This window comes from Pseudomonas koreensis (assembly GCF_025447595.1).
Taxonomy (GTDB): domain Bacteria; phylum Pseudomonadota; class Gammaproteobacteria; order Pseudomonadales; family Pseudomonadaceae; genus Aquipseudomonas; species Aquipseudomonas koreensis_H.
Window position 1 is genome coordinate 44,172 of sequence record NZ_JAOEJU010000031.1, and the last position, 26,372, is coordinate 70,543.

Here is a 26,372-nt window from a genome sequence, read left to right on the forward strand (position 1 = left end):
CGGCATGAAGACCAACGCGTGCCATCCGCTTCAAAGTCTCCAGACTGCGCAACCGACATGACCCATTCCCTGCACAGCCGAGGTTATTACCCGACCGGCGACGGCCATCAACTCTACTGGGAACGCCATGGTGTTCCGGGACACGAACCGGTGTTTTTCCTCCATGGCGGCCCGGGCGGACGTATCAGTCGCCACCATTTGCAGTTCTTCGAATCGGGCCGGTTCGACATCATCCTGTTTGACCAGCGGGGCTGCGGGCGCTCGACGCCTTACGGCGAACTGCGGGACAACAGCACCGGGCTGTGTGTCGAAGACATCGATGCCTTGCGACAGCATTTCGGCTTCGAAAAAATCAGCGTGTTGGGCGTGTCATGGGGTAGCTGGCTAGCGATTCAGTACCAGCAGCGTTACCCGCAGCACCTGCTGAAAACCACGTTGGTCTCGGTATTCGTGCCGTTTGCCGACAATGTCCGGGTCTACGATAAGGCGCTCAATGACGGGTTGGCACAATCGCCTCAAACGTCGTCAGGCCATCGCGCGAAGGACATCTACCGGATCCTCGGCGAAGGCTGTCCATCGCAGCAACACCGCGCCGCCATCGAATGGTTGAACGCTGTTTTACGTCGCACAGGCCAGACGATCTGCCCCGACACACTGGAGCGTTTCGTCGATCAGGAAGCGGTGCTCGCGATCCGTCTGGAACTGCATTACCACCTGCAGAACTACTGCTTCACGCCAAAGGATGAACACCTGACCCTCGACGACAACACCTTGCTGATCCAGGGCATCCGCGACACCCATGGCATGGCCAGCGTGCGCTGGCTCAGACAACGCATGAACATCCACTGCCGGCTGCTGCACGCCGGGCACAATGCCTTTGAAAACGCCCTCCTAAAAGCGGTGCGCCGGGCGGTGAAACGTGAAATCGAGGGCTAAAAAAAACGGCACCCGAAGGTGCCGTTCCGTCCCGCAAAAGCGCTTACTTGCGTGCCGCCTCCCACGACTTGAGCAGTTCGTTGTAGCTCACGGTTTCGCCTTTCGGTTTCTCGTTGGCCAGTTTCGGTTTTGGTGCGCCCGGCTGGTCGAACCAGTATTGCGCGTCGCGCTCGGGGTTCATTTTCGGTGCGCACACCGCTTGGGCCTTGGAGCGTTCCAGACGGGTCATGATCGCGTCCTGATCCTTGGCCAGACCGTCGAGGGCCTGTTGCGGGGTCTTGTCGCCGCTGGCGGCTTCGGCGATGTGACTCCACCACAGCTGTGCCAGGCGAGGGTAGTCCGGCACGTTGGTGCCGGTCGGGGTCCACTGCACGCGGGCCGGGCTGCGGTAGAACTCGACCAGACCACCGAGTTTCGGTGCCAGATCGGTCATCGCTTGCGAGTTGATGTCCGACTCGCGAATCGGCGTCAGGCCGACGATGGTTTTCTTCAGCGACACGGTTTTCGAGGTCACGAACTGCGCATACAGCCAGGCCGCGAGTTTCTGTTTCTCAGGCGTGGATTTCATGAAGGTCCAGGAACCCACGTCCTGATAACCGAGTTTCATCCCCTCTTCCCAGTACGGTCCCCGCGGCGACGGCGCCATGCGCCATTTCGGCGTGCCGTCGGCGTTGACCACCGGCAGGCCCGGTTTGGTCATGTCGGCGGTGAAGGCGGTGTACCAGAAGATCTGCTGGGCGATGTTGCCCTGGGACGGCACCGGGCCGGACTCGGAGAAGGTCATGCCCGCCGCTTCCGGTGGCGCGTACTTCTTCAGCCAGTCGACGTATTTGGTGGTGGCAAAGACTGCCGCCGGGCCGTTGGTGTCGCCGCCGCGAGTCACGCTGGAGCCGACCGGGTGGCAATCCTCGACGCGAATCCCCCACTCGTCCACCGGCAAGCCATTGGGAATGCCCTTGTCGCCGCCACCGGCCATGGAGAACCAGGCATCGGTGAAGCGCCAGCCCAGCGACGGGTCTTTCTTGCCGTAGTCCATGTGCCCGTAGATACGTTTGCCGTCGATTTCCTTGACGTCTTCGCTGAAGAACTTCGCGATGTCTTCATAGGCCGACCAGTTCACCGGCACGCCCAGTTCATAACCGTACTTTTCCTTGAACTTGGCTTTCAGGTCGGCGCGTTCGAACCAGTCGGCGCGGAACCAGTACAGGTTGGCGAACTGCTGGTCGGGCAATTGATAGATCTTGCCGTCCGGCGCGGTGGTGAAGGAGATGCCGATGAAGTCCTTGATGTCGAGGGTCGGCGAAGTAAAATTCTTGCCTTCGTTGGCCATCAGGTCGGTGATCGATTCGGTCTTGCCGTAGCGAAAGTGCGTACCGATCAGGTCCGAGTCGTTGACCCAGCCGTCGTAGATGTTCTTGTCCGACTGCATCACCGTCTGCATTTTTTCCACGACGTCGCCTTCCTGCAGCAGGTCGTGGGTCAGTTTGATGCCGGTGATTTCACTGAAGGCCTTGGCCAGCACCTTGGATTCATATTCGTGGGTGGTCAGGGTTTCCGAGACGACCTTGATGTCCATCCCGCGAAACGGCTCGGCCGCCTTGATGAACCACTTCAGCTCTTCGAGCTGCTGCTCGGCCGTCAGGGTCGACGGCTTGAACTCGCTGCCTATCCATTTTTTTGCGGCATCTTCGTAGGCGTCGGCCCAGGCGGACGCGCTCAAACCGCTGAGTGCCAGCATGGCTGCCAATGAAATGCTATGTCGCAGCTTATTTTTCTTATCGAACATAGAGACCTCCTGTTTAAGTTCTGGAGCAAGATTGCCGAGCGATTCGACTAGCCCCAACGCATCACAGCCAACAGCCACACCAGGGACAACGCGGACGCTACCCAGATGCTCCAGTCGGTCACGCCGATTACCAGCAGATGCAGGTAGGCGCTGCCGAGAAGACCGATGAACAAGCGATCGCCACGGGTGGTGGCAATCGGCAGAAACCCTCGCCGCAAGATGCTCGGCGAGCGCAGTTCCCAGGTGGTCATGCCCACCAGGATCAACCCGATCACGATGAAAAACGCCGCCGTCGGGACGGTCCAGCTCATCCATTCCATCATCAGTTCCTCAGACCCGGCCCAGGGCAAAGCCCTTGGCCACGTGGTTGCGAACGAACCAGATCACCAGCATGCCGGGGAGAATAGTCAACACCCCCGCCGCCGCCAGTACGCCCCAGTCAATGCCGGATGCCGACACCGTGCGCGTCATCACTGCCGCGATCGGTTTGGCGTTCACCGAGGTCAGCGTGCGCGCCAGCAGCAGTTCGACCCAAGAAAACATGAAGCAGAAAAACGCCGTCACACCGATGCCGGAGCCAATCAGCGGAATGAAGATCTTCACGAAGAACTTGGGAAAGCTGTAGCCGTCGATGTAGGCGGTTTCGTCGATCTCCTTCGGCACCCCGGACATGAAACCTTCGAGGATCCACACCGCCAGCGGCACATTGAACAGGCAGTGCGCCAGCGCCACGGCAATGTGGGTGTCGAACAGGCCGATAGACGAATACAGCTGGAAGAACGGCAACAGGAAGACCGCCGGCGGCGCCATACGGTTGGTCAGCAGCCAGAAGAACAGGTGCTTGTCGCCGAGAAAGCGATAGCGCGAAAACGCGTAGGCTGCCGGCAGTGCCACGGTCAGAGAAATGATCGTGTTCAGACTGACGTAGTACAGCGAGTTGATATACCCGGTGTACCAGCTCGGGTCGGTGAAGATCACCTTGTAGTTCGCCAGCGTGAAATCCTGTGGGAAAAGGGTCAGTCCGCCGAGGATTTCGGTGTTGCTCTTGAACGACATGTTCAGCAGCCAGTAGATCGGCACCAGCAGGAACAGGATGTAGAGCAGCAGGGGAATCAGCTTTCTTTTGCTCATGGCCGGGCCTCAGCGGTTGGCATCGTTGTGGGTCATGGCGGTGTAGAACAGCCAGGACACCAGCAGGATGATCAGGAAGTACACCAGCGAGAATGCCGCCGCCGGCCCCAGGTCGAATTGGCCTACGGCCATCTGGGTCAGGGTCTGACTCAGGAAGGTCGTGGCATTGCCCGGCCCGCCGCCGGTCAGCACAAACGGCTCGGTGTAAATCATGAAACTGTCCATGAACCGCAGCATCACCGCGATCAGCAGCACGCTCTTCAACTTGGGCAACTGAATGTGCCGGAACACCGCCCAGGCCGAAGCCCGGTCGATGCGCGCGGCCTGGTAATACACGTCGGGAATCGCTCGTAAGCCGGAGAAACACAACAGCGCCACCAGCGAAGTCCAGTGCCAGACGTCCATCACCAGCACGGTGACCCAGGCGTCCATGGTGTTGGCCGCATAGTTGTAGCTGATGCCCATGGCGTTGAGGCTCGAACCCAGCAGACCGATGTCGGCGCGGCCGAAAATCTGCCAGATGGTGCCGACCACGTTCCACGGAATCAGCAGCGGAATCGCCAGCACGATCAGCACCACCGATGACCAGCGGCCCTTGGTCGGCATGGTCAGCGCAATGGCGATACCGAGGGGGATTTCGATTAGCAGCACACACGCCGAGTAGATGAACTGGCGCAGCAACGAGTCGTGCAGCCGCGGATCGAGCAGCACCTGCTTGTACCAGTCGGCGCCGACGAAGTAGCGGCTGGACTGGTCGAAGATGTCCTGCACCGAATAGTTGACCACGGTCATCATCGGGATCACGGCACTGAAGGCCACCAGCAGGAACACCGGCAACACCAGCCACCAGGCCTTGTTGTTCTGCACCTTGTTCATGGCTGTACCTCGCTGTCGGTGGCATCCAGCAGAAACTCGTCGGCATAGACCATCAGCCACTGCGCCGGAAAACTGATGTACGCCATGCCCTGCGGCACCGGCTTGTCTTCGGCCAGACGCACTTTCAGCGGTGCACCGTCGAGGTCCAGGGTCATGATCTTGTAGGTGCCGAGGTCTTCGACGTGTACGACCCGCGCCTGCATCGCGTCATCAAACGGCTCGTCCCACACATGGATGAACTCGGGGCGGATGCCGACCTTCAGATTTTTCCATTGACCGTGTTCGATATGGCGCTGCAAGGCGTCGGACAGCGGCAGGTGGGTCGAGTTGAAACCGACCCCGCCCGGTTGCGGCTGCACTTCGATCAGGTTCATCCCCGGGCTGCCGATGAAGTAGCCGACAAAGGTGTGGCTCGGCCGCTCGAACAATTCCCGTGGCGTACCGAACTGGACGATCTGGCCGCCGTACATCACCGCAATCTTGTCGGCGAAGGTCGAAGCCTCCAGCTGATCGTGAGTGACGTAGACCATGGTGATGTTGAACTGCTCGTGGATCTGCTTGAGCTTGCGCCGCAGTTTCCATTTCAGGTGCGGGTCGATCACTGTCAGCGGCTCATCGAAGAGGATCGCCGACACGTCATCGCGCACCAGGCCACGGCCCATGGAGACTTTCTGTTTTTCGTCGGCGGTGAGGTTGCGCGCCTTTTTACTCAGCAGGTTTTGCAGATCGAGGACTTCGGCGATTTCCTGCACCTTGCTGTGCACTTTCGCCTCGGCCAGGCCCTGATTGCGCAGGGGAAAGGCCAGGTTGTCGAACACGGTCATGGTGTCGTACACCACCGGAAACTGGAACACCTGGGCGATGTTGCGCTTCTCCGGCGTCAGGTCGTTGACCGCTTTGCCGTCGAACAGCACATGCCCCTGAGACGGGCTGAGCAGACCGGAAATAATGTTGAGCAACGTCGATTTGCCGCAACCCGAAGGGCCGAGCAAGGCATAGGCGCCGCCCTGCTCCCAGATATGATCCATCTCGCGGATCGCGTAATCCTCGGGCCCGCTCGGGGTTTTGCTGTAGCTGTGGGCGAGGTGCTGCAAACGGATTTCGGCCATCAGGCAACCCTCGCGACACGCCGGCCCGGTGCCTGCACCAGACGGCCCTGCGCATCGAACACAAACAGTTTATGGGTCGGGATATAGATGCGGATCGGCGCATCGACGTCGTATTCGTGAACACCGGGCAAATGCAGCACCAGCAGAAAATGCTCGTTGCGCACGTGGAGGAAGGTTTCCGAACCGCTGATTTCCGCCACCTCGACGGTCACCGCCAGTTCCAGGTCGTCATCGTTGCTCGGTACTAGCGAGATGTGGCTCGGGCGCACGCCAAAGCGGAACTCGCCCTCGCCCACCGGCCGCAGATCGACGTTCAACGGAAAGTGTACGAAGTTGGCGAAACTCACTTCGTTGCCGGCGATGCGTCCCGGCATCAGGTTGATCGGCGGCTCGGAGAACAGTTCGGCCGCCAGCACCGTTTGCGGCTGGTGATAGACCTCGGTCGAGGGGCCGCTCTGGATCACCCGGCCCTCGTGCAGAATGGTAGTGGTGCCGCCCAGCGCCAGCGCTTCGTTGGGTTCGGTGGTGGCGTAGATGGCGATGGTGTGGCGCGCCTTGAACAGCTCGCGCATTTCCTGGCGCAGTTCTTCGCGCAGTTTGTAGTCGAGGTTGACCAGCGGCTCGTCGAACAGGATCAGTTCGGCATCCTTGACCAACGCCCGGGCCATGGCCGTGCGCTGCTGCTGGCCGCCTGACAGTTCCAGCGGATAGCGCTTCAGAAACTTCTCGATGCGCAGCATCTTCGCGGTTTCCTGCACCTTGCTCTGGATCTGCTCGTTGGAGATCCCGGCCTGGCGCAGCGGCGAGGCGATGTTCTCGAACACCGTCATGGTCGGGTAATTGATGAACTGCTGATAGACCATCGACACGTTGCGCAAGCGCACCGGGCGCTGGGTGACGTCGACGCCGTTCATCAGGATGCGGCCACTGTCGGGCTTGTCCAGACCAGCCATCAGGCGCATCAGGCTGGTCTTGCCGGACAGCGTGCGCCCGAGCAAAACGTTGAAGGATCCAGGTTCGAATTTCAGGCTCGCATCGTCGATCCAGGTCTGGCCCTCGACGGTACGGCTGACGTGCTCCAGGGTGAGTGACATGGCTCGGCCTTTTTATTATTGGAGTCAAGCGACCTGTGCTGTAGAGCGACATTCGTGCCAGAAACGGCAAGCTGTTGATTTACCGCAAAATTCGCTGGAGGCCACGCAAACCGGGGTTCGTAGCTGAACACAAGTGAACAGTCGCGACTGAACAATTGAACAGTCGGGCGATTGACAATGAACAATAGTGAACAACACTCTATGGATGCTTTTTTGGCACGGATCCTGTGAGAGCGAGCTTGCTCGCGATAGCGGTATGTCATTCACCGTTGATGTAACTGACACATCGCTATCGCGAGCAAGCTCGCTCCCACAGAGATCTCAATAACAATAATAAAAATGCTGTATTCAGAGGCTGACTGCCATGGCCGCACCTGCCCCGCCGCTTTCCCACGACGCCATCGTCCAGGACTCTTGGTCCCGTTGCCGCGCCTTCGGTCTCAATCATCAAAGCGCCCCGGCCTTCGATCAGTTGCCCGCCGCCGGCATCGCGCAGTTGCTCGACCGCCATCATTCGCTGGTACAGACCACTCACCAGGAAGTGCTGCCGTATTACGAAAACATCCTGAGCAATTCCAATTGCCTGATCATGCTGGCCGACAATCAGGGCCAGGTGCTGACGTCCTGGGGCACCCAGCGCTTTATCGAGCCGAACCTGGCGCGGGGTTTTCAGGCCGGCGCCAGTTGGGTCGAGCGCGCCAGCGGTACCAACGCCATCGGCACCGCGCTGGCCTGCGAGCAAGCGGTGCACATCGAACACGATGAACACTTTCTCAAGGCCAACCGCTTCATGACCGGTTCCGCCGCGCCGATTTTCGATGCCGAGCGCAAGATCATCGCCGTGCTAGACGTGTCCAGCGACAGCTACCTGCCGCCCTCGCACACCCTCGGCATGGTCAAGATGATGAGCCAGACCGTGGAAAACCGGCTGATCCTCAACCTGTTCCATGGCCAACACTTTCAACTGACCTTCAACACCGGGTTGAACAACCTCGACAGCCAGTGGGCCGGGCTGCTGATCTTTGATGAAAGCGGTCAGGTGCTGTCGGCCAACCGCCGGGCCGACAATCTGTTGGGGGTGCGGTTATCGCGGGTCAGCGTTGAAAGCCTGTTCAAGGTGTCGTTGCTGGAGTTGATCAATCAGCCGGACGGTATGCCGTTTGCCTTGCAGACCTCCGGGCACAATCGTTTCCAGTGTTTGTTGAAACGGCCTAAACAGGCGCCGATCCAGGCGCGAGTCTTCGCTGAAACAAGAACCGCTGAACCGAGAGTTGCTGTACCGACGGCCATCAGCCTGAACACGTTGCACTTCGGCGACAGCCGCGTGGAAAAAGCCGTGCGTCAGGCCGAGCGGCTGTTGGAAAAAGACATTCCGCTACTGATTCACGGGGAAACCGGGGTCGGCAAGGAAGTCTTCGTCAAGGCCCTGCACCAGGCCAGCTCCCGCAGCAAACAGGCGTTCATCGCCGTCAACTGCGCAGCGATCCCCGCCGAACTCGTGGAGTCCGAGCTGTTCGGCTATGAAAAAGGCGCGTTCACCGGCGCCAACCAGAAAGGCAGCATCGGCCTGATCCGCAAGGCCGACAAGGGCACGCTGTTCCTCGACGAAATCGGCGACATGCCGCTGCCAACCCAGGCCCGGCTGTTGCGGGTGTTGCAGGAGCGCTGCGTCCAACCGGTGGGCAGCAGCGAGCTGTTTCCGGTGGACCTGCGGATCATCTCCGCTACCAACCGTTCGCTCAGGGAACAGGTGCAACTGGGGCGTTTTCGCGAGGATCTGTACTACCGCATCGGCGGCCTGACCCTGGAATTGCCGCCGCTGCGCGAGCGCAGTGACAAGCAGGCACTGTTCAAACGGCTGTGGGATCAGCATCGCGAGCCGTCGCAGTGGGCGGGATTGAGTCGCGAAGTGCTGGAGTTGTTCGAGCGGCATCCGTGGCCGGGCAATCTGCGTCAGGTCAGCAGTGTGATGCAGGTGGCGCTGGCGATGGCCGAGGAACAACCGATTCGGCCCGAGCATTTGCCGGACGACTTTTTTGTCGATCTGGAAATGGAGCCGGTGGAAGTGGCCGAGCCCTTGGGCATCAATCTGAACGATGCCGAGGCGTTGAACCGGGAGTTGCAACTGGCCGGGGGCAATATTTCCCATCTGGCGCGACGGTTGGGGGTGAGCCGCAATACGCTGTACAAGCGATTGCGGCAGCTTGAAAACTGAGCGCCCCACGTGATCGTTCCCACGCACTGCGTGGAAACGATCAACGTCGAGTCGTCGAACGATCAAGCCGTCAGAAAAACAAAAAACCGCACAAGGCGGGTTTTGTTTGTAACAGGCGCTTCGATCAGTCAGCCAGACGCCAGGTCGTGCCGCCCTTGCCGTCTTCCAGCACCACGCCCATGGCGGTGAGCTGGTCGCGGATGCGGTCGGATTCGGCCCAGTCTTTACCAGCACGTGCCGCCAGACGCGCAGCGATCAGCGCCTCGACTTCGGCTGCATCGACACGCCCTTCGGCGCCGGCCTGCAGGAAGTCATCGGCTTCGAGCTGCAACACACCCAGCACGCTGGCCAGTTCTTTCAGGCGCGCCGCCAGACCGGCCGCAGCATCGAGATCGCTCTCGCGCAGACGGTTGATCTCACGCACCATCTCGAACAGCACCGCGCAGGCTTCCGGTGTGCCGAAGTCGTCGTTCATCACCGTGGTGAAACGCTCGACGAACGCTTCGCCACCAGCCGGCGCCACGTTCGGCAGGCCTTTCAACGCGTGGTAGAAACGCTCCAGTGCGCCCTTGGCGTCCTTGAGGTTGTCTTCCGAGTAGTTGATCGCGCTGCGGTAGTGGCTCGACACCAGCAGGTAACGCACGACTTCCGGGTGGTACTTGTCGAGCACGTCGCGAATGGTGAAGAAGTTGTTCAAGGACTTGGACATCTTCTCGCCATTGATACGGATCATGCCGCAATGCATCCACGCGTTGGCGTAGGTCTTGCCGGTGGCCGCTTCGCTCTGGGCGATTTCGTTTTCGTGGTGCGGGAACTCGAGGTCGCTGCCGCCGCCATGAATGTCGAAGGTCTCACCGAGGCAGCAGGTGGACATCACCGAGCATTCGATGTGCCAGCCCGGACGCCCGGCGCCCCACGGCGATTCCCAGCTCGGCTCGCCCGGCTTGACGCCTTTCCAGAGCACGAAGTCCAGCGGATCTTCCTTGGCTTCGTCGACTTCAATCCGCGCACCGATGCGCAGGTCTTCGATCTTCTTGCGCGAAAGCTTGCCGTAGCCCATGAACTTGCCGACGCGGTAGTACACGTCGCCATTGCCCGGAGCGTAGGCGAAGCCCTTGTCGATCAGGGTCTGGATCATCGCGTGCATGCCAGGGATGTGATCCGTGGCGCGCGGTTCCATGTCCGGCTTCTTGATGTTCAGGCGCGCTTCGTCTTCGTGCATCGCCGCGATCATGCGTTCGGTCAACGCTTCGAACGACTCGCCGTTCTCGTTGGCCCGGTTGATGATCTTGTCGTCGATATCGGTGATGTTGCGCACGTAGGTCAGGTCATAACCGCTGAACCGCAACCAGCGGGTCACCAGGTCGAACGCGACCATGCTGCGGCCATGGCCCAGGTGGCAGTAGTCGTACACGGTCATCCCGCAGACGTACATGCGCACCTTGTTGCCATCCAGCGGCTTGAAGACTTCTTTGCTCTTGGTGAGCGTGTTGTAGATCGTAAGCACGGTGTTTCCTTAAGACTTGATCACTGGCCCCACGAATCACGCAGGGTTACGGTACGGTTGAATACCGGCTGGCCTGGTTTCGAGTCCTTGATATCCGCGACGAAGTAGCCTTCGCGCTCGAACTGGAAACGGTCTTCCGGCTGTGCATTGCCCAGCGAAGGCTCGGCACGACAACCGGTCAGCACTTGCAGTGAGTCAGGGTTGATGTTGTCCAGGAAACTCGCGCTGTCTTCGGCCTTCTCCGGGTTCGGAGAACGGAACAGGCGATCGTACAGACGCACTTCGCACTCGATGCTGGCAGCGGCCGGCACCCAGTGGATCACGCCCTTGACCTTGCGGCCTTCAGGGTTCTTGCCCAGGGTGTCCGGATCGTACGAGCAACGCAGCTCGACGATGTTGCCGTCGGCGTCCTTGATCGCTTCGTCGGCACGGATCACGTAGCTGCCGCGCAGACGCACTTCGCCGTTCGGCTCCAGGCGCTTGTAGCCTTTTGGCGGCTCTTCCATGAAGTCATCGCGGTCGATGTAGATTTCACGAGCGAACGGCAGCTTGCGCACACCGAGTTCTTCTTTCTGCGGATGACGCGGCAGTTCGAGGTTGTCGACCTGATCTTCCGGGTAGTTGGTGATCACGACTTTCAACGGACGCAGCACGCACATGGCGCGCGGGGCGTTCGCGTCCAGGTCCTGACGGATGCTGAACTCGAGCATGCCGAAATCGACCACGCCGTCGGAACGGTTGGTGCCGATCATGTCGCAGAAATTGCGGATCGACGCCGGGGTGTAGCCACGGCGGCGGAAGCCCGACAGCGTGGACATGCGCGGATCGTCCCAGCCGTTGACGTGTTTCTCGTCAACCAGTTGCTTGAGCTTGCGCTTGCTGGTGATGGTGTAGTTGAGGTTCAGACGGCTGAATTCGTACTGACGCGGGTGCGCCGGTACTGGCAGTGCGTCGAGGAACCACTCGTACAGCGGACGATGGCTTTCGAACTCCAGGGTGCAGATCGAGTGAGTGATGCCTTCGATGGCGTCCGACTGACCGTGGGTGAAGTCGTAGTTCGGGTAGATGCACCACTTGTCACCGGTCTGATGGTGATGGGCGTGGCGGATGCGGTACATGATCGGGTCGCGCAGGTTCATGTTCGGCGAGGCCATGTCGATCTTGGCGCGCAGTACGCGGGCACCGTCCGGGAACTCGCCGGCGCGCATGCGGGCGAACCAGTCCAGGTTCTCTTCCACCGAACGGTCGCGGAACGGGCTGTTCTTGCCCGGCTCGGTCAGGCTGCCACGGTATTCCTTGGCTTGCTCGGGCGTCAGGTCGTCGACGTAGGCCTTGCCGGCCTTGATCAGCTCGACGGCCCAGTCGTGCAACTGGTCGAAGTATTGCGAGGCGTAGCGCACTTCGCCAGACCATTCGAAGCCCAGCCATTTGACGTCGCTTTCGATCGCGTCGATGTATTCCTGGTCTTCCTTGGCCGGGTTGGTGTCGTCGAAACGCAGGTGAGTGACGCCGCCGAACTCCTGGGCCAGGCCGAAGTTCACACAGATCGACTTGGCGTGGCCGATGTGCAGGTAGCCGTTGGGCTCAGGCGGGAAACGGGTGACGATCTGCGTGTGCTTACCCGAGTCCAGGTCCGCCTGGATGATCGGGCGCAGGAAATTGACCGGCGTAACGGGGCCGGTCTTGGAATTCGAGGTAGGGTCGACAGTGGGCTTGCTCATAGGATCCTTGAACGTACAGTGCGCGGCCGGGACACGGGCCTGACAAAACAAAGCCGCTATCATAGCCGATGCTGTCAAGCCCCTGACAGAGCAGGGCTTAAAAGGAATGCATTTAATCGCCGGGTTTTGAAAAACAGCCTCGAAATTCGCGCCTGTCACGCTAAACTGCGCACCTTGGCCCTCAGGGGCTGAACCGGTACGGGGCCGAAATGTCCCAATACCCACGAATTCCTTATAAAGAGTAGCGATCATGACTCAAGTTAAATTGACCACCAACTTCGGTGACATCGTCCTGCAACTGGACGCTGAAAAGGCGCCGGTCACCACCGCCAACTTCATCGAGTACGTTAAAAAGGGTCACTACGAGAACGTCGTGTTCCACCGCGTCATCAAAGGCTTCATGATCCAGGGCGGCGGTTTCGAGCCAGGCATGAAAGAAAAGAAAGACAAGAGCCCGAGCATTCAGAACGAAGCCGACAACGGTCTGAAGAACGACAAGTACACCATCGCCATGGCCCGTACCATGGACCCGCATTCGGCTTCGGCGCAGTTCTTCATCAACGCCTCCGACAACAGCTTCCTGAACCACACCGCCAAGACCGCTCAGGGCTGGGGTTATGCCGTGTTCGGTAAAGTGGTTGCGGGCACCGACGTTGTCGACAAGATCGAAGGCGTTTCCACCACGTCCAAGGCAGGCCACCAGGACGTACCAGCAGACGACGTGATCATCGAGAAAGCCGAGATCATCGAAGCGTGATATTGCTGATTTCAGACTTGCATCTGGAAGAGGAGCGCCCGGACATTACCCGGGCGTTTCTGGATTTGCTCGCCGGACGCGCCCGCTCGGCGAGTGCGTTGTACATTCTGGGCGACTTTTTCGAGGCGTGGATTGGCGACGACGCCATGACCCCCTTTCAGCGTTTCATCTGCCAGGCCCTGCGCGAACTCAGCGACAGCGGCACGGCCATTTTTCTGATGCACGGCAATCGCGACTTCATGCTCGGCAAGGCGTTCTGCAAGGAAGCCGGCTGCACGCTGTTGAAGGATCCGAGTGTCGTGCAGTTTTACGGCGAACCGGTGCTGCTGATGCACGGCGACAGCCTGTGCACCCGCGACGAAGCCTATATGAAGCTGCGCCGCTACCTGCGCAACCCGCTGAGCCTGTTCATCCTGCGCAACTTGCCGTTGCGCACCCGCCACAAGCTGGCGCGCAAGCTGCGCAGCGAAAGCCGGGCACAGACGCGGATGAAAGCCAATGACATCGTCGATGTCACGCCGGAGGAGATTCCGCGGCTCATGCAGGAATACGGGGTGAAAACCCTGGTTCACGGGCACACCCATCGCCCGGCGATCCACAAGCTGCAGATCGGCGATCAGGCGGCGAAGCGGATTGTGCTGGGGGATTGGGATCGTCAGGGTTGGGCGTTGCAGGTGGATGAGAACGGGTTTGCATTGGCGCCGTTTGATTTTGCACCGCCGCCGGCACTGCCCGCCCCAACCGTCTAAAGCCGTATAAAAAACTGTGGGAGCGAGCTTGCTCGCGAACGCGTCATGTCAGTCAACATAAATGTTGGATGTCAGTCAGCATTCGCGAGCAAGCTCGCTCCCACCGGTACCGTGTCGCCCTTAGTGACCGCTGGCCGCAGGGCCTGCCTTGGCAGCAAACGGCGGCTTGGCGAGCCACACAATCAGAATCAACCCCATGAACCCCCACCCCAGCAACGTGAAGTAATCCACGGTCGACAACATATACGCCTGACTGGTCAGCACATGATCCAGTTGCGCATACGCCGGATTGCTCGCCCCGCCCAGTTGATTCAAGGCCTCACGGGTCGCCGGCTCATAGGTGCTGATGCTCTCGCTCATATAGGCATGATGCTGATCCGCCCGGCGAATCCAGATCCACGTAGTCAACGACGCCGCAAAGCTGCCGCCCAATGTCCGCAGGAACGTCGCCAGACCAGCGCCATCGGCAATCTGACTCGGCGGCAAGTCCGACATCAGGATGCTCAGAGTCGGCATGAAGAACAGCGCCACGCCAATCCCCATGAACAGCTGCACCAAGGCGATGTGCTGGAAGTCCACCTCGTTGGTGAACTCGGCGCGCATGAAGCAGCTCAGACCGATCGCCAGGAACGCCAGCCCGGCCAGCAGGCGCAGGTCGAACTTGTGCGCGTACTTGCCGACAAACGGTGACAGCAGCACCGGCAGAATGCCGATCGGTGCCACCGCCAGTCCGGCCCAGGTCGCGGTGTAGCCCATCTGGGTCTGCAGCCACTGCGGCAGGATCAGGTTGATGCCGAAGAATCCGGCGTAACCCAACACCAGCACCAGCGTGCCGATGCGGAAGTTGCGGTGGGCGAACAGCCGCAGGTTGACCACCGGATGCTGGTCGGTCATTTCCCAGATCACGAACACCGCCAGCGCGATCACCGAAATCGCCGCGCCAATAATGATGAAGTTCGACTCGAACCAGTCCAGGTCATTGCCCTTGTCGAGGATCACCTGCAACGCCCCGACGCCGATGATCAGTGTGATCAGCCCGACGTAATCCATCGGCTGATGGCTGGTGACCACCGGTCGCTTGGCCAGCTGCTGGCGCACCACCATTACCGCGAAGATCCCGATCGGCACGTTGATGAAGAAAATCCACGGCCAGCTGTAACTGTCGGTGATCCAGCCGCCGAGGATCGGCCCGGCAATCGGCGCCACCACCGTGACCATCGCCAGCAACGCCAGGGCCATGCCCCGCCTCGCCGGCGGATAGACCGCGATCAGCAGCGTCTGGGTCATCGGGTACAGCGGCCCGGCCACCAGGCCTTGCAGCACGCGGAAGCCGATCAGTTCCGGCATTGACGTGGAAATACCGCAGAGGAACGAAGCCAGCACAAACAGGATGGTGGCCCACAGAAACAGCTTCACCTCGCCGAAGCGACGGCTCAGCCAGCCGGTGAGCGGCAGCGCGATGGCGTTACTCACGGCAAACGAAGTGATGACCCAGGTGCCCTGCTCCGAACTCACGCCGAGGTTGCCGGAAATGGTCGGCAACGCCACGTTGGCGATCGTGGTATCGAGCACCTGCATGAAGGTCGCCAGCGACAGGCCGATGGTGCTGAGCAACAGGCTGGGCGGCGTAAAAGAGGCGTTATTGCTCATCGCGAATCCTATAAAGCCGAGTTGGCGCCGTGTCTGTTACAGACACAGCCGCCCTTTGTGGGAGCGAGCTTGCTCGCGATGGCGGTCTGTCAGATAAATTAATGCTGAATGACACACCGCTTTCGCGAGCAAGCTCGCTCCCACAAAGGAAGGGGATCAGCGTTGCGCGGTCTTGCTGACCGCCGCGCTGTTGTCGTGGATCAACTGGGTGATCATCGCGTCGGCTTCGGCCAGTTGGCGGTCGTAGACGTTGGTGCTGAACGAGGCCTTTTGTGGCGGTTGCTGGGCCAGTACCGGGCCGCTCTGGTCGTGCAGGTTGACCTCGACATTGGTCGACAGACCGACGCGCAGCGGGTGCTTGGCCAACTCTTCGGCGTTGACGTGAATCCGAACCGGCACGCGTTGCACGATCTTGATCCAGTTACCGGTAGCGTTCTGCGCCGGCAACAGGGCGAACGCACTGCCGGTGCCCGCGCCGAGGCTGTCGATGGTGCCGCTGAACTTCACGTCGCTGCCGTAGATGTCCGACTCGATCTCCACAGGTTGGCCAATGCGCATGTCACGCAGCTGGGTTTCCTTGAAGTTGGCGTCGATCCACAGTTGATCCAGCGGAATCACCGCCATCAGCGCGGTGCCCGGCTGCACACGCTGGCCGAGCTGTACGGTGCGTTTGGCAACGTAACCGGTGACCGGTGCGATCAGTGTGCTGCGGGCGTTGTTCAGGTAGGCCTGACGCAACTCTGCCGCCGCCGCCATCACGTCCGGGTGCGACGAAACCACGGTGTCATCGACCAGAGCGCTGGTGGTTTTCAACTGTTGTTTAGCGTTGGCCAAGGCGTTTTGCGCCGAGGTCAGGTCATCACGGGCGTGGGACAGTTCTTCCTGGGAAATCGCCCCACCAGCAGCGAGATTCTTCCGACGGTTGAAGTTGTCCTGCGCCTTCTGCACTTCGGCCTGTTGCGCATTGACCTGGGCTTTCATTCCATCGACATTGCTGTACAGACCGCGCACCTGACGCACGGTGCGCGCCAGTTTTGCCTGAGCGCTTTGCAGGCCGACTTCGGCGTCGTTCGGGTCGAAGTTGATCAGCACCTGGCCTTCATGAACCAAGTCACCATCGTCGGCGCCGATGCTGACCACGGTGCCGGTCACCAACGGGGTGATTTCCACCACGTTGCCGTTGACGTAGGCGTCGTCGGTGCTTTCGCTCCAGCGCCCGATGAATTCGTGATACGCCCAGACACCGGCACCGGCGAGGGCAACAACAACGGCCAGCACCAGCAGCATCACCTTGCGTTTGCGCGGATTGCCAGTGTCCTGGGCGTTGTCTTGAGCTTGTGTGTTTTCGGCAGTGGCCATGACAAATACCTTGAATTAGTTGTGCGGCGTGGCTGGGGTGGCGTTGGCTGCGGTCAGGATTTGCCCCTGGAAGCCGCCGCCCAGCGCTTGCATCAGTTGAATCGACAGGTCGATCTGCTCGGCATTCAGGTTGGCCAGCTGACGCTGGGCCTGCAGCAATTGCTGCTCGATGCTGAGCACGTCCAGGTAGTTGCCGATGCCGGATCCGTAACGCTGGACGACGGTGTTGTAAGAGTCCTGGGCAATCTCGGTCGCGTGTTGCTGGGCGCCGATCTGCCGGCCGATGTCACGCAACTGGTTGATGGTGTCGCTGACATCGCCCAGGGCTTTCACCAGGCTTTTGTTGTACTGCGCCACGGCGAGGTCGTAATCGGCGTCGCGGGCATCGAGGTTGGCGCGCAGGCGTCCGCCATCGAAGATCGGCACCGAAATCGTCGGGGCAATGTTGAAGAAGCGACTGGCGGAACCGAACATCGCGTCCCCCAACAAGGATTCGGCACCGGCGGAGGCCGACAGGTTCAAGTTCGGATAGAACCGGGTCTTGGCCGAGTCGATGTCCTTGCTTGCCACCTCGACACGCCAGCGCGCGGCGACCAGATCCGGACGACGGCCCAGCAGTTCGGCCGGCAGCACCGATGGCAGTGCGACAGCGCTGGCTTGCAGGACTTTCGGCCGAGCGATTTCGTTGCCGCGATCCGGGCCTTTGCCGAGCAGCACGGCTAAGGCGATTTTCGCGCTGTTCAGGCGCTTTTCGGCGTCGATCAGGCTGGCTTCGGAGCTGGCTTCCAGACTTTGGGTCTGCTGGAACTGGTACTGGCTGTCTATCCCGGAACTCAGGCGACGCTGGCTCAGGTCGAGCATCTGCTTGGTGCGTTTGAGGTCTTCGTTGGCCAGGTCATAAACGATGTGCGCCTGACCGAGATCGCTGTAGGCCCGCGCCACATCGGCAGCGAGGGTCAGTTGCGCAGCCTGACGGTCGACTTCAGCGGCGCGGGCCTGACCGAGTGCGGCTTCCCAGGCGTCACGCTGACCGCCCCACAGATCGAAGTTGTAATTGAAGCCGGCGCTGATGTTGCGCACTGTGGCGTAGGCATCGCCCTGCCCTCGCGGGTCCTGATCCTTGGCCAGACGCGAACGGCTGATGCCGGCGCTGGCGTCGAGGGTCGGATAGCGCTCGGCATCGGCGGCATACGCGGCGGCGCTGGCCTGATGGGCGCGGGCGTCGGCGATCTGCATGTCCGGGCTGTCTTTCAGGGCTTCACGAATCAGGCCGTCGAGTTGCGGATCGCCGAGGCTGGTCCACCAGTCACTCTCCGGCCACGCCGCCTGGGACAGGGTGACGCCATTGAGCGATTGCCCGGTCTTCAGGGTTTTCGCATCGAGACTGGCGCCCTGGGTATCGAGGCCACTGTAGTTGGCGCAACCGGCGAGGATCATCGCCGACAGCACCAGTGTCAGGCTGCTGCGCAAGGTTTTACCGCTCATTGTGTTCACCTAACCGCTGGATGGTGATGGGGTCACCGGCTGCCAGCAAAATTTTCTTGAGGATGTATTCCAGGGTTTTCAACTCGTCCGGGGTCACGGCGCCGGCCAGTTCATTCATGGCGTCAGCGCCGATGTGCGGCAGCCGATCGGCCAGTTGCTGGCCCTGCTCGGTGAGTTTCAGCTGCACCTGACGGCGATCGCCTTCGCTGCGTTGGCGAACCAGGAAAACTTTCTGCTCCAGACGATCGAGCATGCGGGTCATCGAACCGCTGTCCAGCGACAGGTGCCGGCACAGCTCGGCCGGGGTGTCGACGCCGAACTGGGCCATGATGATCAACACCTTGAACTGCGCGGCGGTGATGCCGTGGGGTTCCATGTGGGTGTCGATGATCTTGTCCTTGAGCAAGGCGGCACGGCCGAGCAACAGGCCGAGATGGCAATGCTTGAATTCGTCTGGGGTGAAATGCTTCATGTGCTCACCTAATAACTGCCTAGGCAGTGAATGTATGTCGAGATGTTACTGCCTAGGCAGCGAATGTCAACGCAATAGTTAGGTTGCTTTGTAATTAGTTGACCAGTGGACTGGGTTTTTATGTACGCAGGCGGCCGCCATCGCGAGCAAGCTCGCTCCCCACAGTTTTTGTGGCGTTCACAAATCCTGTGTGGGAGCGAGCTTGCTCGCGATGGGAGCGACTCGGTTTCGGAGGGAACGCGGGCTAGAAATCCCGCTTGTAGAAGATGTCCAGCGAACTGGCCACGCCGCTGGCGGCTTCGAGGTAGACCTTTTTGCTCAGCTTGTAGCGCAAGGCGATGGTGTTGGCCGGCTCGAACACGCCGACGCCGTAACGCAGGCTGAGTTTTTCCGAGATGTTGCCGCTGGCCACCACGCTGGTGGTGTTGCCGCTGCCCTGGGTGTCGAGCTGAAAATCCTGAATGCCCAGGTCACTGGCCAGACTGCTGGTGACCCCGGAACTGCCCATCAGACCCAGACCGAGCGCCGCCTGCGCGAGCATGTTGTTGTCCTCGCCAGTGGTGCTCAGCGGACGCCCCAGCACCAGATAGGACAGCGCCTGTTCCTGGCTCATGGCTGGCTCGGAGAAGATCTGCGTGGTCGGCTGTTCGGCGCTGCCGCTCAGGCGAATACCGGCGATCACGTCATCGGTCTGGCGGATCGCTTCGATGTCCAGATACGGCTGATCGATCGGCCCGGCAAACAGCAGACGCGCGCGACGCACCGTCAGGCGCTGACCATAGGCGCGATAACGTCCGTCGTTGAGCCACAGCTCGCCGCGAGTGTCCATGTTGTCGCCGATGTGCACCTGGCCTTGCAGATTGGCGGTGAGGCCGAACCCGGCGAAGCTCAACTTGTCCTGGCCGACCACCACATCGATGTCCATTTTCATCGCCAGCGGCGGCTTGCCCTCTTCGGTCTGCGCGCCGACGATGATCGTGTCATCGGAGACCTTCACCGTCGATGGCGGCAGTTCGCGCACGGTGATTTCGCCTTTCGGTACCAGCACCTTGCCGGCAATCGCCAGTTCATCGCCGGCCATGGAAATCTTCAGGTCCGGCGCCACTTCAAGCTTGGCGTAAGGTTCGACCGTCACCGGCAATTGCGTACCCTTGAGCGCCAGATCCACCACCAGCGCCTGACCCCGGGCGATGTTGCCGTTCAGACTGCCCTGCCCGCTCTTGCCGCTTTTCCAGCCGCCGTTCAATTGCACGGCCTCACCGGCGATCACCGCTCGCAGTTGCAATGCTTGAAGTTCGATCGGCAACTCCGGCCCGGACACTTCGCCGTCGCTGAGTTGCACGGTGCCGTTGACCAGCGGCGCGAGCAGCCCGCCAGAAATCGTGCCGCTGCCGTTCAGGCGCCCGGTGAGTTTCTCGACCATTGGCACGAACGGCCGCGCCACCGACAGATCGAGTCCGCTGAGGCGGAACGAACCACTGACCGGTTTGTTCTTCGGTAGCGGATTGAGTTGCGCCTGCACCATCAGTTCACCGAGCTTGCCGCCGGCGAAGTTGAGGTCGGTGTCGATGCGTTTCGGCGTGAGTTTGCTGGTGAGCTTGAGGGTCTGGTACGGGAAGTCCAGCCACTGATCCTTTTCCTTCATGCGCAAGGTGCCGCCGCTGGCATCGACGCTGATCTGGCCGTTCGGGCCACTGGCCGGCAGGTCCAGTTGCAGGTCGGCGTTGAGCTTGCCCTGCCAGGCGAAATCCTTCGGCAACCACTGCGCCAGGCTTTCGATCGGGAATTGCTTGAGGTGATAACGCAGCTTCGGCTCCGGCATCAGGCGCTGGTCTTCACCACACAGGCTGGCATTGCCGGACATCCAGCAATGGGCGCCGAAGTTGATCTTGCCGTCGGCCAGACGCTCGAGTTTCGCCGGGTTTTGCAGTTTCCAGTCCTGACCGCCGGCCTGAATGTCGCCACTGGCCAGGCGTCCGCGCCAGTTGCCCTTGTCCAGATTGCCGTCCAGGCCCAACGCCAGTTTCAGCTTCGGCCCGAGCAGGTCGAGATTGAGTTTCTGGCTTTTGATATCGCCCTGAGCGCTGGCGGTCAGCGTGCCCAGCGACGTGTCGCCGGCCTGGATGCCGCTGCCCTTGAGGTCGATTTTCGCCCGTTGTGCGCTGTCGAGGGTAGCGTCGAGGTTGAGGCTCTGCAGGCGGTTGTCCTGGAACGCCAGTTGCGAACCTTGCAGGCCGAGCTTGCCTTGCGGCGCCTTGAGCGTGCCGGCGACATCGACCCGACCGTTGATCTGCCCGCGCAGTTGCGGCCAGAGCTGGGCCAGACGCGCCAGTTTGATGTCGATCTGCCCGGTGAGCCTCTGTTGCAGACTGCCCTTGCCGTTGATGCTGTTGTCGCCGAGGCGGATTTGCAGGGCATTCAGATTCCACTGCTCGCCCGCGCCGTCGGCCTTGGCTTGCAGGATCGCCGGTTGCCCGCGCAGTTTGCCTTTCAGGTCGAGGTCGGCATTCAGGCTCAGGCGCTCGTTCTTCATTTCGCCTTTGCTTTTCAACGGGCCGGCCAGGGTGCCCGGCAACTCCGCAACCCAGTACGCCGGATTGAGCGCCGACAGTTCCAGTGCAGTGTCCCAGGCAATGCCATCGGCGAACTGCACGTTCACATGGCCTTCGGCCTTGCCCTGCCCGGCTTCGAGTTTCAGTTGCGGCAGGAAGATCTGCTTGAGATTGCCGCTGAACGGACTGCTCAGGGTGAACGCTCCCGCCGGCCCATCTGCAGCGGCGGCAAAGTTACCGATGTACTGACCGTCGGTGTAGGAGACTTCGCCCGTGAAGGTACGCAACGTGACCTGCGGCTCGTCGATCTCCGGATAGAGCCGGTGCCACGGAAAATCCAGCCAGTTGATATTGGCCTGGGCGTTAAGGCCTTTGCTCCAGTCGACGTTGCCGGTGAGCTTGAGGCTTTGCTTGTCGTTGGCGGTCAGATCGAGGCCGGCAATCTGTGCACCTTTGGCGTCAACCTTGCCTTTGAGCAACAGCGCCATCGGGCCTTTCTCGGCAGGCAGCGTCGCATTGCCGAGGAGTTGATAACCGTTTTTCAGGTCGCCTTCGCCGGTCAATACCAATTGATTGAATTGCAAGGTGTCCGGCAGATCGGCGCTAGGTTTGAAGGCTTCCGAGGTGATCCGCACCTTGGCCGGCAGGTTTTCCACCAACGGTTGCAGTTCGCCGCTCAACTGGCCGTCGAGGTAGCCACGGCTGTCGGCGTGCAGGTTGAGGGTTTTCAGCAAGTCGCCGTCGACTTTCAGCGCCAGCGTCCACGGTTCGGGAGCCGGCGACGGCAAGGTCAGATCACCAGTGATGTTCAGCGGCCAGTTGCCGGTCGGTTGTAGCAGGCCGGACAGATTCAGGCTCAACTCGTCGCGTTGCAGTTTCACGCTGTCGATCTGCATGCCCTTGGCGGTCCAGTGCGCTGCCAGTTGCAGGCCTTTCAACGCTTCGCTGCCGTTGAACAACAGGCTGCCGACCTGCACGTCGCCCAGCTCGATGGCCACGGGCAATTGCAGATCAGGAAGTTTGATCGGGCCGCTTTCAGTGACTTCTTCGCTCGGCGGGAATTGCAGGCTGACGGTATCGGCTTTGAGCTGTTGAATGCACAGGGTCATGCGCGTCAGGCAAAGCGGCGACCATTCGAAGATCGGTTTGCTCAGTTCGACGCGGCTGGTGTCTTGCTGCCACAGCAGATGATCGGCGCTCCACTGCCCGCCGAGGCGACCCTGAAAGTTGTCGACACTCAAACCCGGCACCAGACCCAGCACCCAACGGCTGCCGGCCTGCGTTCCGAGCACAGCGGTAATACTCAATACAATCAGCAGCACCAGCGACAACAACGCCAGCGCCGAAATCTTCAAACCACGCTTCACAGCTCAGGCCCCATGGAAAAGTGCAGCCGGATGCCGCCATCGTCGTCCAGCGCGTGGGCCAGGTCGAGGCGGATCGGCCCCACCGGAGAAACCCAGCGCACACCGATACCGACCCCGGTCTTGAGGTTCGGCAGTTCGAGTTTGTTGAAGGAGTTGCCCTGATCGACGAAGGTCGCGATCCGCCACTTCTCGGCAATCGAGTATTGGTATTCAACACTGCCGGCGACCATGTAGCGCCCGCCGATGCGGTCGCCGTCGGAGTTTTCCGGCGACAAGCTCTGATAGTCGTAGCCACGCACGCTCTGATCGCCACCGGCGAAGAAGCGCAGCGACGGCGGCACCGATTTGTAGCCGTTGGTAGCGCTGCCGCCGACCTGCACCCGCCCGAGCAGACGGTGCTTGTCGAACACTGTGGTCAGGCCTTTGACCAGCGCTGTGCCGTAAACCAGGTTGTTGTCCGAACCGAGGCCTTCTTTCGCAACCTTGCTTTCGAAGGTCAGGCGATAGCCATTGTGCGGATCGATGCGGTTGTCGCTCTTGAGGTAGGAATAGCTGACGCCGGGCATCAGCAAAGTGCTCAGACCGGAGTCGTCGCCGAGCTGGTATTCCTCGCGCTGCCATTTCAGCGAGATCACCCGCTGCCAGCCGCTCGGCAGTTTGCTGTGCCATTCCGGGCCGAAGGTCAGCAGCTTGCTCAGGGTGTCGGAACCGTCGATGTCCTCGTATTGATAACCACCGGCCCAGCGCAGCTTGTCGGTCAGCGGCGGGTCCAGCGGGATGTCGTAGAACAGGCCGACGTTTTGTCGTGGCGCCGACAGTTCGGCCTCCCAGCCATAACTGTCGCCCTGCGGGTTGACCCAGTGGCGGGTCCAGTTGGCCTTGATTCGCGGGCCGACGTCGGTGGAATAACCGAGACCCAGGCCCATGGTGCGCGGCTTGCGGGTGTCGAGTTTGACGTCCACCGGGATCACGTCGTTTTTTGCGGCGGTCGGCGCGGCGTCGACCCGCACGCCTTCGAAGTAGCCGCTCGATTGCAGGTCGCGGTTGAGTTCGGCGATCAGTTCAGAGTCATAGGGATCGCCGGCCTTGAACGGCACCATGCGTTGCAGCAGGTCTTCGTCGAACGGTGTATCGCCTTCAAAACTGACTTTGCCCAGCGCATAACGCGGGCCGCTTTCATAGATCAGTTCGACGTCGGCGACCCCGGCGCGGGGATCGACCATCAATTTCTGACTGGTGAAACGCCCACTGAAAAAGCCGTAGCGCGAGGCCTGGTTCTGGATTAGGCGTTTGGCGTCTTCGTAACGCCCATGGTTGAGTACCGCGCCGGGCTTGAGCACGTCACTTTTCGGGACTCGAAAGGATTTGAGGGAGGCCGCCGGGCCGTCGATGCGCACGGTCACGTTGCGCAGACGAATCGGCTCGCCGGGATCGATGTTCAGCACCAGGCGCGGTTTTTCGCCGCCCTTGACGTCACTTTCGATCTGCGGCTGGTAATAACCCAAGGCCTGGGCGGCCTTGCGCGCCTGTTCTTCGGCGCCGCGACTGAAGCGCTGCAAGGCTTCTTCGTCACGATCGCCGAGGCTGCCGATATAGCCTTCTATATTGGCCTTGAGCTCATCGTTGGACGGTTTGATCCGCACATCCAATTCACTTTGCGCCAGCGCCGCGCAGCTGGTTAACAGCATGAGCACGCCACTGGTAAATCTTCCTGGAAACTTCATAGGCGCGGATGCTATCACGGGCTTGGGAGCGTGATAGAACAGGAAATGTCTTAGAAAGTTCGATGGTTATCCCGTTGCTGTTTGTAACACCTGCGGGTTGGCGTGGAAAAACACGTGCTCGCGCACCGGGCCGACGGCCACTTCGCCGATTTCCTCATAACCCTGACGCTTGTAGAACTCCAGATACCGCGGGTTACCGGTGTCGAGGATCACGCCTTGTGAGGTTTCATCCACCGCGCACCAGTTGTGCACCGCTTGCAGCAGTTGTTCGCCGAAGTGTTTGCCCTGAAATTGTGGGTGCACGCCGAGCAGCGGCAGCATGTGCACCGAGTCGGTCGGCACGCAGGCCTCAACGGCGGCGTGATATTCCAGATAACGCCGGGTGCAACGGAAACCGGTGCTCAGCACCATGCGCAAACGCCAGGCCCAACTTTCGGTAACACCCAGACGACGTTGCGGCGGCGCGATCAAGGCGATGCCGATCAGGCGATCATTGACCAAAAGCCCGATGGCCGGCAGATCCTGCAGGAAATGCTGTTTGACCAGCTCCCGCACCGTGGCGCGCACCCGTTGTTCATAGCCCGGACGCTCGGCTTCGAACAGGTAAGCAAAGGTCGGCTCGTGGCGGTAAGCCTGATAGAGAAGGGATCGCGCTTCCCGGGAATAGCCGCGGTCGAGCATGTGGATGTCAGCGATGGCGGTTTGGGTTTCAGGCATGACGGTGATTCTCCCTGGACGGGACTCAACAGGCCCCGTTCTTGTTATACGAGCCTTGGGCTGAAGGGATCGTTCCCACACCCGAAAGACATTAGCAGCGCATATGGACTACCGCCACGCTGGCCCAGATCCTACATGTCAGCTAGCATCGCCCTTTTGCCAGGACTGCCGACCATGAAGATCGTTTCCTTCAACATCAACGGACTGCGGGCCCGCCCGCATCAGCTGGCGGCGCTGATCGAAAAGCATCAGCCGGACGTCATCGGCCTGCAGGAAACCAAGGTCCACGACGACCAGTTCCCGCTGGAAGAAGTGCGGGCCCTGGGTTATCACGTTTATTTCCACGGCCAGAAAGGCCATTACGGCGTTGCCCTGCTCTCGCGCCAGGAACCGATTGCCATTCATAAAGGTTTTGCCACCGATGAAGAAGACGCGCAGCGGCGCTTCATCTGGGGCACTTTCGCCGACGCCAACGGCGTGCCGGTGACAATCATGAACGGCTATTTCCCACAGGGCGAAAGCCGCGACCATCCGACCAAATTCCCGGCCAAACAGCGTTTCTACAGCGATCTGCAAGCGCTGCTGGAAAGCCAGTTCAACAATGAACAGCCGCTGGTGGTGATGGGCGACGTGAACATTTCCCCGGAAGACTGCGACATCGGCATCGGCCCGGACAACATGAAGCGCTGGCTGAAAACCGGCAAATGCAGCTTCCTGCCGGAAGAGCGCGAGTGGATGGCCCGCCTGAAAAACTGGGGCCTGACCGACAGCTACCGTCACCTGAACCCGGACGTGACCGACATGTTCAGCTGGTTCGACTACCGCAGCCGTGGGTTTGAAGACGAGCCGAAGCGCGGGCTGCGCATCGATGTGATCCTGGCGTCCCACGGTTTGCTGCCACGGGTGAAAGCCGCCGGTGTCGACTATGAACTGCGCGGGATGGAAAAGCCTTCGGACCATGCGCCGATCTGGCTTGAATTGAGCTGATACTGCAATCACCTCAAATCTACTGTGGGAGCGAGCCTGCTCCGGGCGGCGATCCGACGATAGCGTCTATTCAGTCGCCACTTTCGGCGACTGAATAGACGCTATCGCCAGCAGGCTGGCTTGTATGCTGGTACTTGAAGGGAGGAGGAGGGACTAGGCTGGTTTCTGACTGTTGACG

At 60.6% G+C, this 26,372-nt stretch carries 20 protein-coding genes; 5 read left to right on the forward strand and 15 right to left on the reverse strand.

The window, feature by feature from the left end:
• Nucleotides 1-57 precede the first annotated feature (57 nt).
• A complete protein-coding gene (locus N8H71_RS26395) occupies nt 58-936 on the forward strand; it encodes an alpha/beta fold hydrolase (RefSeq protein WP_262196235.1) in 879 nt (292 codons plus the stop codon).
• 43 nt (nt 937-979) lie between these two features.
• On the opposite strand, the gene N8H71_RS26400 is transcribed toward N8H71_RS26395, so the two are convergent.
• From N8H71_RS26400 to N8H71_RS26425, 6 genes are read right to left on the reverse strand one after another with little or no spacing between them, the layout of a single operon-like run.
• A complete protein-coding gene (locus tag N8H71_RS26400; RefSeq protein ID WP_262196236.1) occupies nt 980-2,722 on the reverse strand; it encodes an ABC transporter substrate-binding protein in 1,743 nt (580 codons plus the stop codon).
• 47 nt (nt 2,723-2,769) lie between these two features.
• Entirely contained in the window at nt 2,770-3,042 is a 273-nt protein-coding gene (locus tag N8H71_RS26405) for a DUF2160 domain-containing protein (RefSeq protein ID WP_039767461.1), read from the reverse strand.
• A 10-nt stretch (nt 3,043-3,052) separates the two neighbouring features.
• Nucleotides 3,053-3,853, reverse strand: a complete 801-nt coding sequence (locus N8H71_RS26410) for a carbohydrate ABC transporter permease (RefSeq protein ID WP_007951486.1) — start codon at nt 3,851-3,853, stop codon at nt 3,053-3,055.
• 9 nt (nt 3,854-3,862) lie between these two features.
• Nucleotides 3,863-4,729, reverse strand: a complete 867-nt coding sequence (locus N8H71_RS26415; RefSeq protein ID WP_262196238.1) for a carbohydrate ABC transporter permease — start codon at nt 4,727-4,729, stop codon at nt 3,863-3,865.
• Nucleotides 4,726-5,838: an ABC transporter ATP-binding protein gene (locus N8H71_RS26420; protein ID WP_262196239.1), complete on the reverse strand. Its 1,113-nt coding sequence runs from the start codon at nt 5,836-5,838 to the stop codon at nt 4,726-4,728. Before N8H71_RS26420 ends, N8H71_RS26415 begins: the two co-directional genes overlap by 4 nt.
• Nucleotides 5,838-6,932, reverse strand: a complete 1,095-nt coding sequence (locus N8H71_RS26425) for an ABC transporter ATP-binding protein (RefSeq protein ID WP_007951489.1) — start codon at nt 6,930-6,932, stop codon at nt 5,838-5,840. The genes N8H71_RS26420 and N8H71_RS26425 overlap by 1 nt, the downstream gene beginning before the upstream one ends.
• 364 nt (nt 6,933-7,296) lie before the next feature.
• Between N8H71_RS26425 and N8H71_RS26430 the strand changes: the two genes are divergently transcribed.
• Nucleotides 7,297-9,147 carry a sigma-54-dependent Fis family transcriptional regulator gene (locus N8H71_RS26430; protein ID WP_262196241.1) on the forward strand — a complete coding sequence of 617 codons (1,851 nt, stop codon included), beginning with the start codon at nt 7,297-7,299 and terminating at the stop codon, nt 9,145-9,147.
• Between the two features lie 124 nt (nt 9,148-9,271).
• On the opposite strand, the gene cysS is transcribed toward N8H71_RS26430, so the two are convergent.
• Together cysS and N8H71_RS26440 are read right to left on the reverse strand one after the other, a co-directional pair.
• Nucleotides 9,272-10,654: a cysteine--tRNA ligase gene (gene cysS / locus N8H71_RS26435; RefSeq protein WP_262196243.1), complete on the reverse strand. Its 1,383-nt coding sequence runs from the start codon at nt 10,652-10,654 to the stop codon at nt 9,272-9,274.
• A 20-nt stretch (nt 10,655-10,674) separates the two neighbouring features.
• Complete coding sequence (locus tag N8H71_RS26440; protein WP_262196245.1) at nt 10,675-12,375, reverse strand: glutamine--tRNA ligase/YqeY domain fusion protein; 1,701 nt, start codon at nt 12,373-12,375, stop codon at nt 10,675-10,677.
• A 250-nt stretch (nt 12,376-12,625) separates the two neighbouring features.
• Here N8H71_RS26440 and N8H71_RS26445 point away from each other — a divergent pair, with 250 nt between their 5' ends.
• Together N8H71_RS26445 and lpxH are read left to right on the forward strand one after the other, a co-directional pair.
• Nucleotides 12,626-13,132, forward strand: a complete 507-nt coding sequence (locus N8H71_RS26445) for a peptidylprolyl isomerase (RefSeq protein ID WP_085690022.1) — start codon at nt 12,626-12,628, stop codon at nt 13,130-13,132.
• The gene (gene lpxH / locus N8H71_RS26450; protein WP_262196246.1) at nt 13,129-13,881 is read left to right on the forward strand and encodes a UDP-2,3-diacylglucosamine diphosphatase; all 753 of its coding nucleotides are present in this window, start codon (nt 13,129-13,131) and stop codon (nt 13,879-13,881) included. Before N8H71_RS26445 ends, lpxH begins: the two co-directional genes overlap by 4 nt.
• Nucleotides 13,882-14,001: 120 nt before the next feature.
• On the opposite strand, the gene N8H71_RS26455 is transcribed toward lpxH, so the two are convergent.
• The 7 genes from N8H71_RS26455 to N8H71_RS26485 all read right to left on the reverse strand — a co-directional run bounded on the left by N8H71_RS26455 (nt 14,002) and on the right by N8H71_RS26485 (nt 25,207).
• Nucleotides 14,002-15,531 (reverse strand): DHA2 family efflux MFS transporter permease subunit, encoded by a 1,530-nt coding sequence (locus tag N8H71_RS26455; RefSeq protein ID WP_192561624.1) that lies wholly within the window; start codon nt 15,529-15,531, stop codon nt 14,002-14,004.
• 156 nt (nt 15,532-15,687) lie between these two features.
• Nucleotides 15,688-16,890 carry an efflux RND transporter periplasmic adaptor subunit gene (locus N8H71_RS26460; RefSeq protein ID WP_262196247.1) on the reverse strand — a complete coding sequence of 401 codons (1,203 nt, stop codon included), beginning with the start codon at nt 16,888-16,890 and terminating at the stop codon, nt 15,688-15,690.
• Between the two features lie 15 nt (nt 16,891-16,905).
• The gene (locus N8H71_RS26465; RefSeq protein WP_262196248.1) at nt 16,906-18,375 is read right to left on the reverse strand and encodes an efflux transporter outer membrane subunit; all 1,470 of its coding nucleotides are present in this window, start codon (nt 18,373-18,375) and stop codon (nt 16,906-16,908) included.
• Nucleotides 18,365-18,847, reverse strand: coding sequence for a MarR family winged helix-turn-helix transcriptional regulator (locus tag N8H71_RS26470; protein WP_262196250.1), 483 nt, complete (start codon nt 18,845-18,847; stop codon nt 18,365-18,367). The genes N8H71_RS26465 and N8H71_RS26470 overlap by 11 nt, the downstream gene beginning before the upstream one ends.
• A 244-nt stretch (nt 18,848-19,091) precedes the next feature.
• Complete coding sequence (locus N8H71_RS26475) at nt 19,092-22,766, reverse strand: translocation/assembly module TamB domain-containing protein (RefSeq protein ID WP_262196251.1); 3,675 nt, start codon at nt 22,764-22,766, stop codon at nt 19,092-19,094.
• Complete coding sequence (locus N8H71_RS26480) at nt 22,763-24,490, reverse strand: autotransporter assembly complex protein TamA (RefSeq protein ID WP_262196252.1); 1,728 nt, start codon at nt 24,488-24,490, stop codon at nt 22,763-22,765. The genes N8H71_RS26475 and N8H71_RS26480 overlap by 4 nt, the downstream gene beginning before the upstream one ends.
• A 66-nt stretch (nt 24,491-24,556) precedes the next feature.
• Entirely contained in the window at nt 24,557-25,207 is a 651-nt protein-coding gene (locus tag N8H71_RS26485) for a GNAT family N-acetyltransferase (protein ID WP_064380744.1), read from the reverse strand.
• A 174-nt stretch (nt 25,208-25,381) separates the two neighbouring features.
• On the opposite strand from N8H71_RS26485, the gene xthA reads away from it, so the two are divergent.
• Complete coding sequence (xthA, locus tag N8H71_RS26490; protein ID WP_115078497.1) at nt 25,382-26,194, forward strand: exodeoxyribonuclease III; 813 nt, start codon at nt 25,382-25,384, stop codon at nt 26,192-26,194.
• The last annotated feature ends 178 nt before the right edge of the window (nt 26,195-26,372 follow it).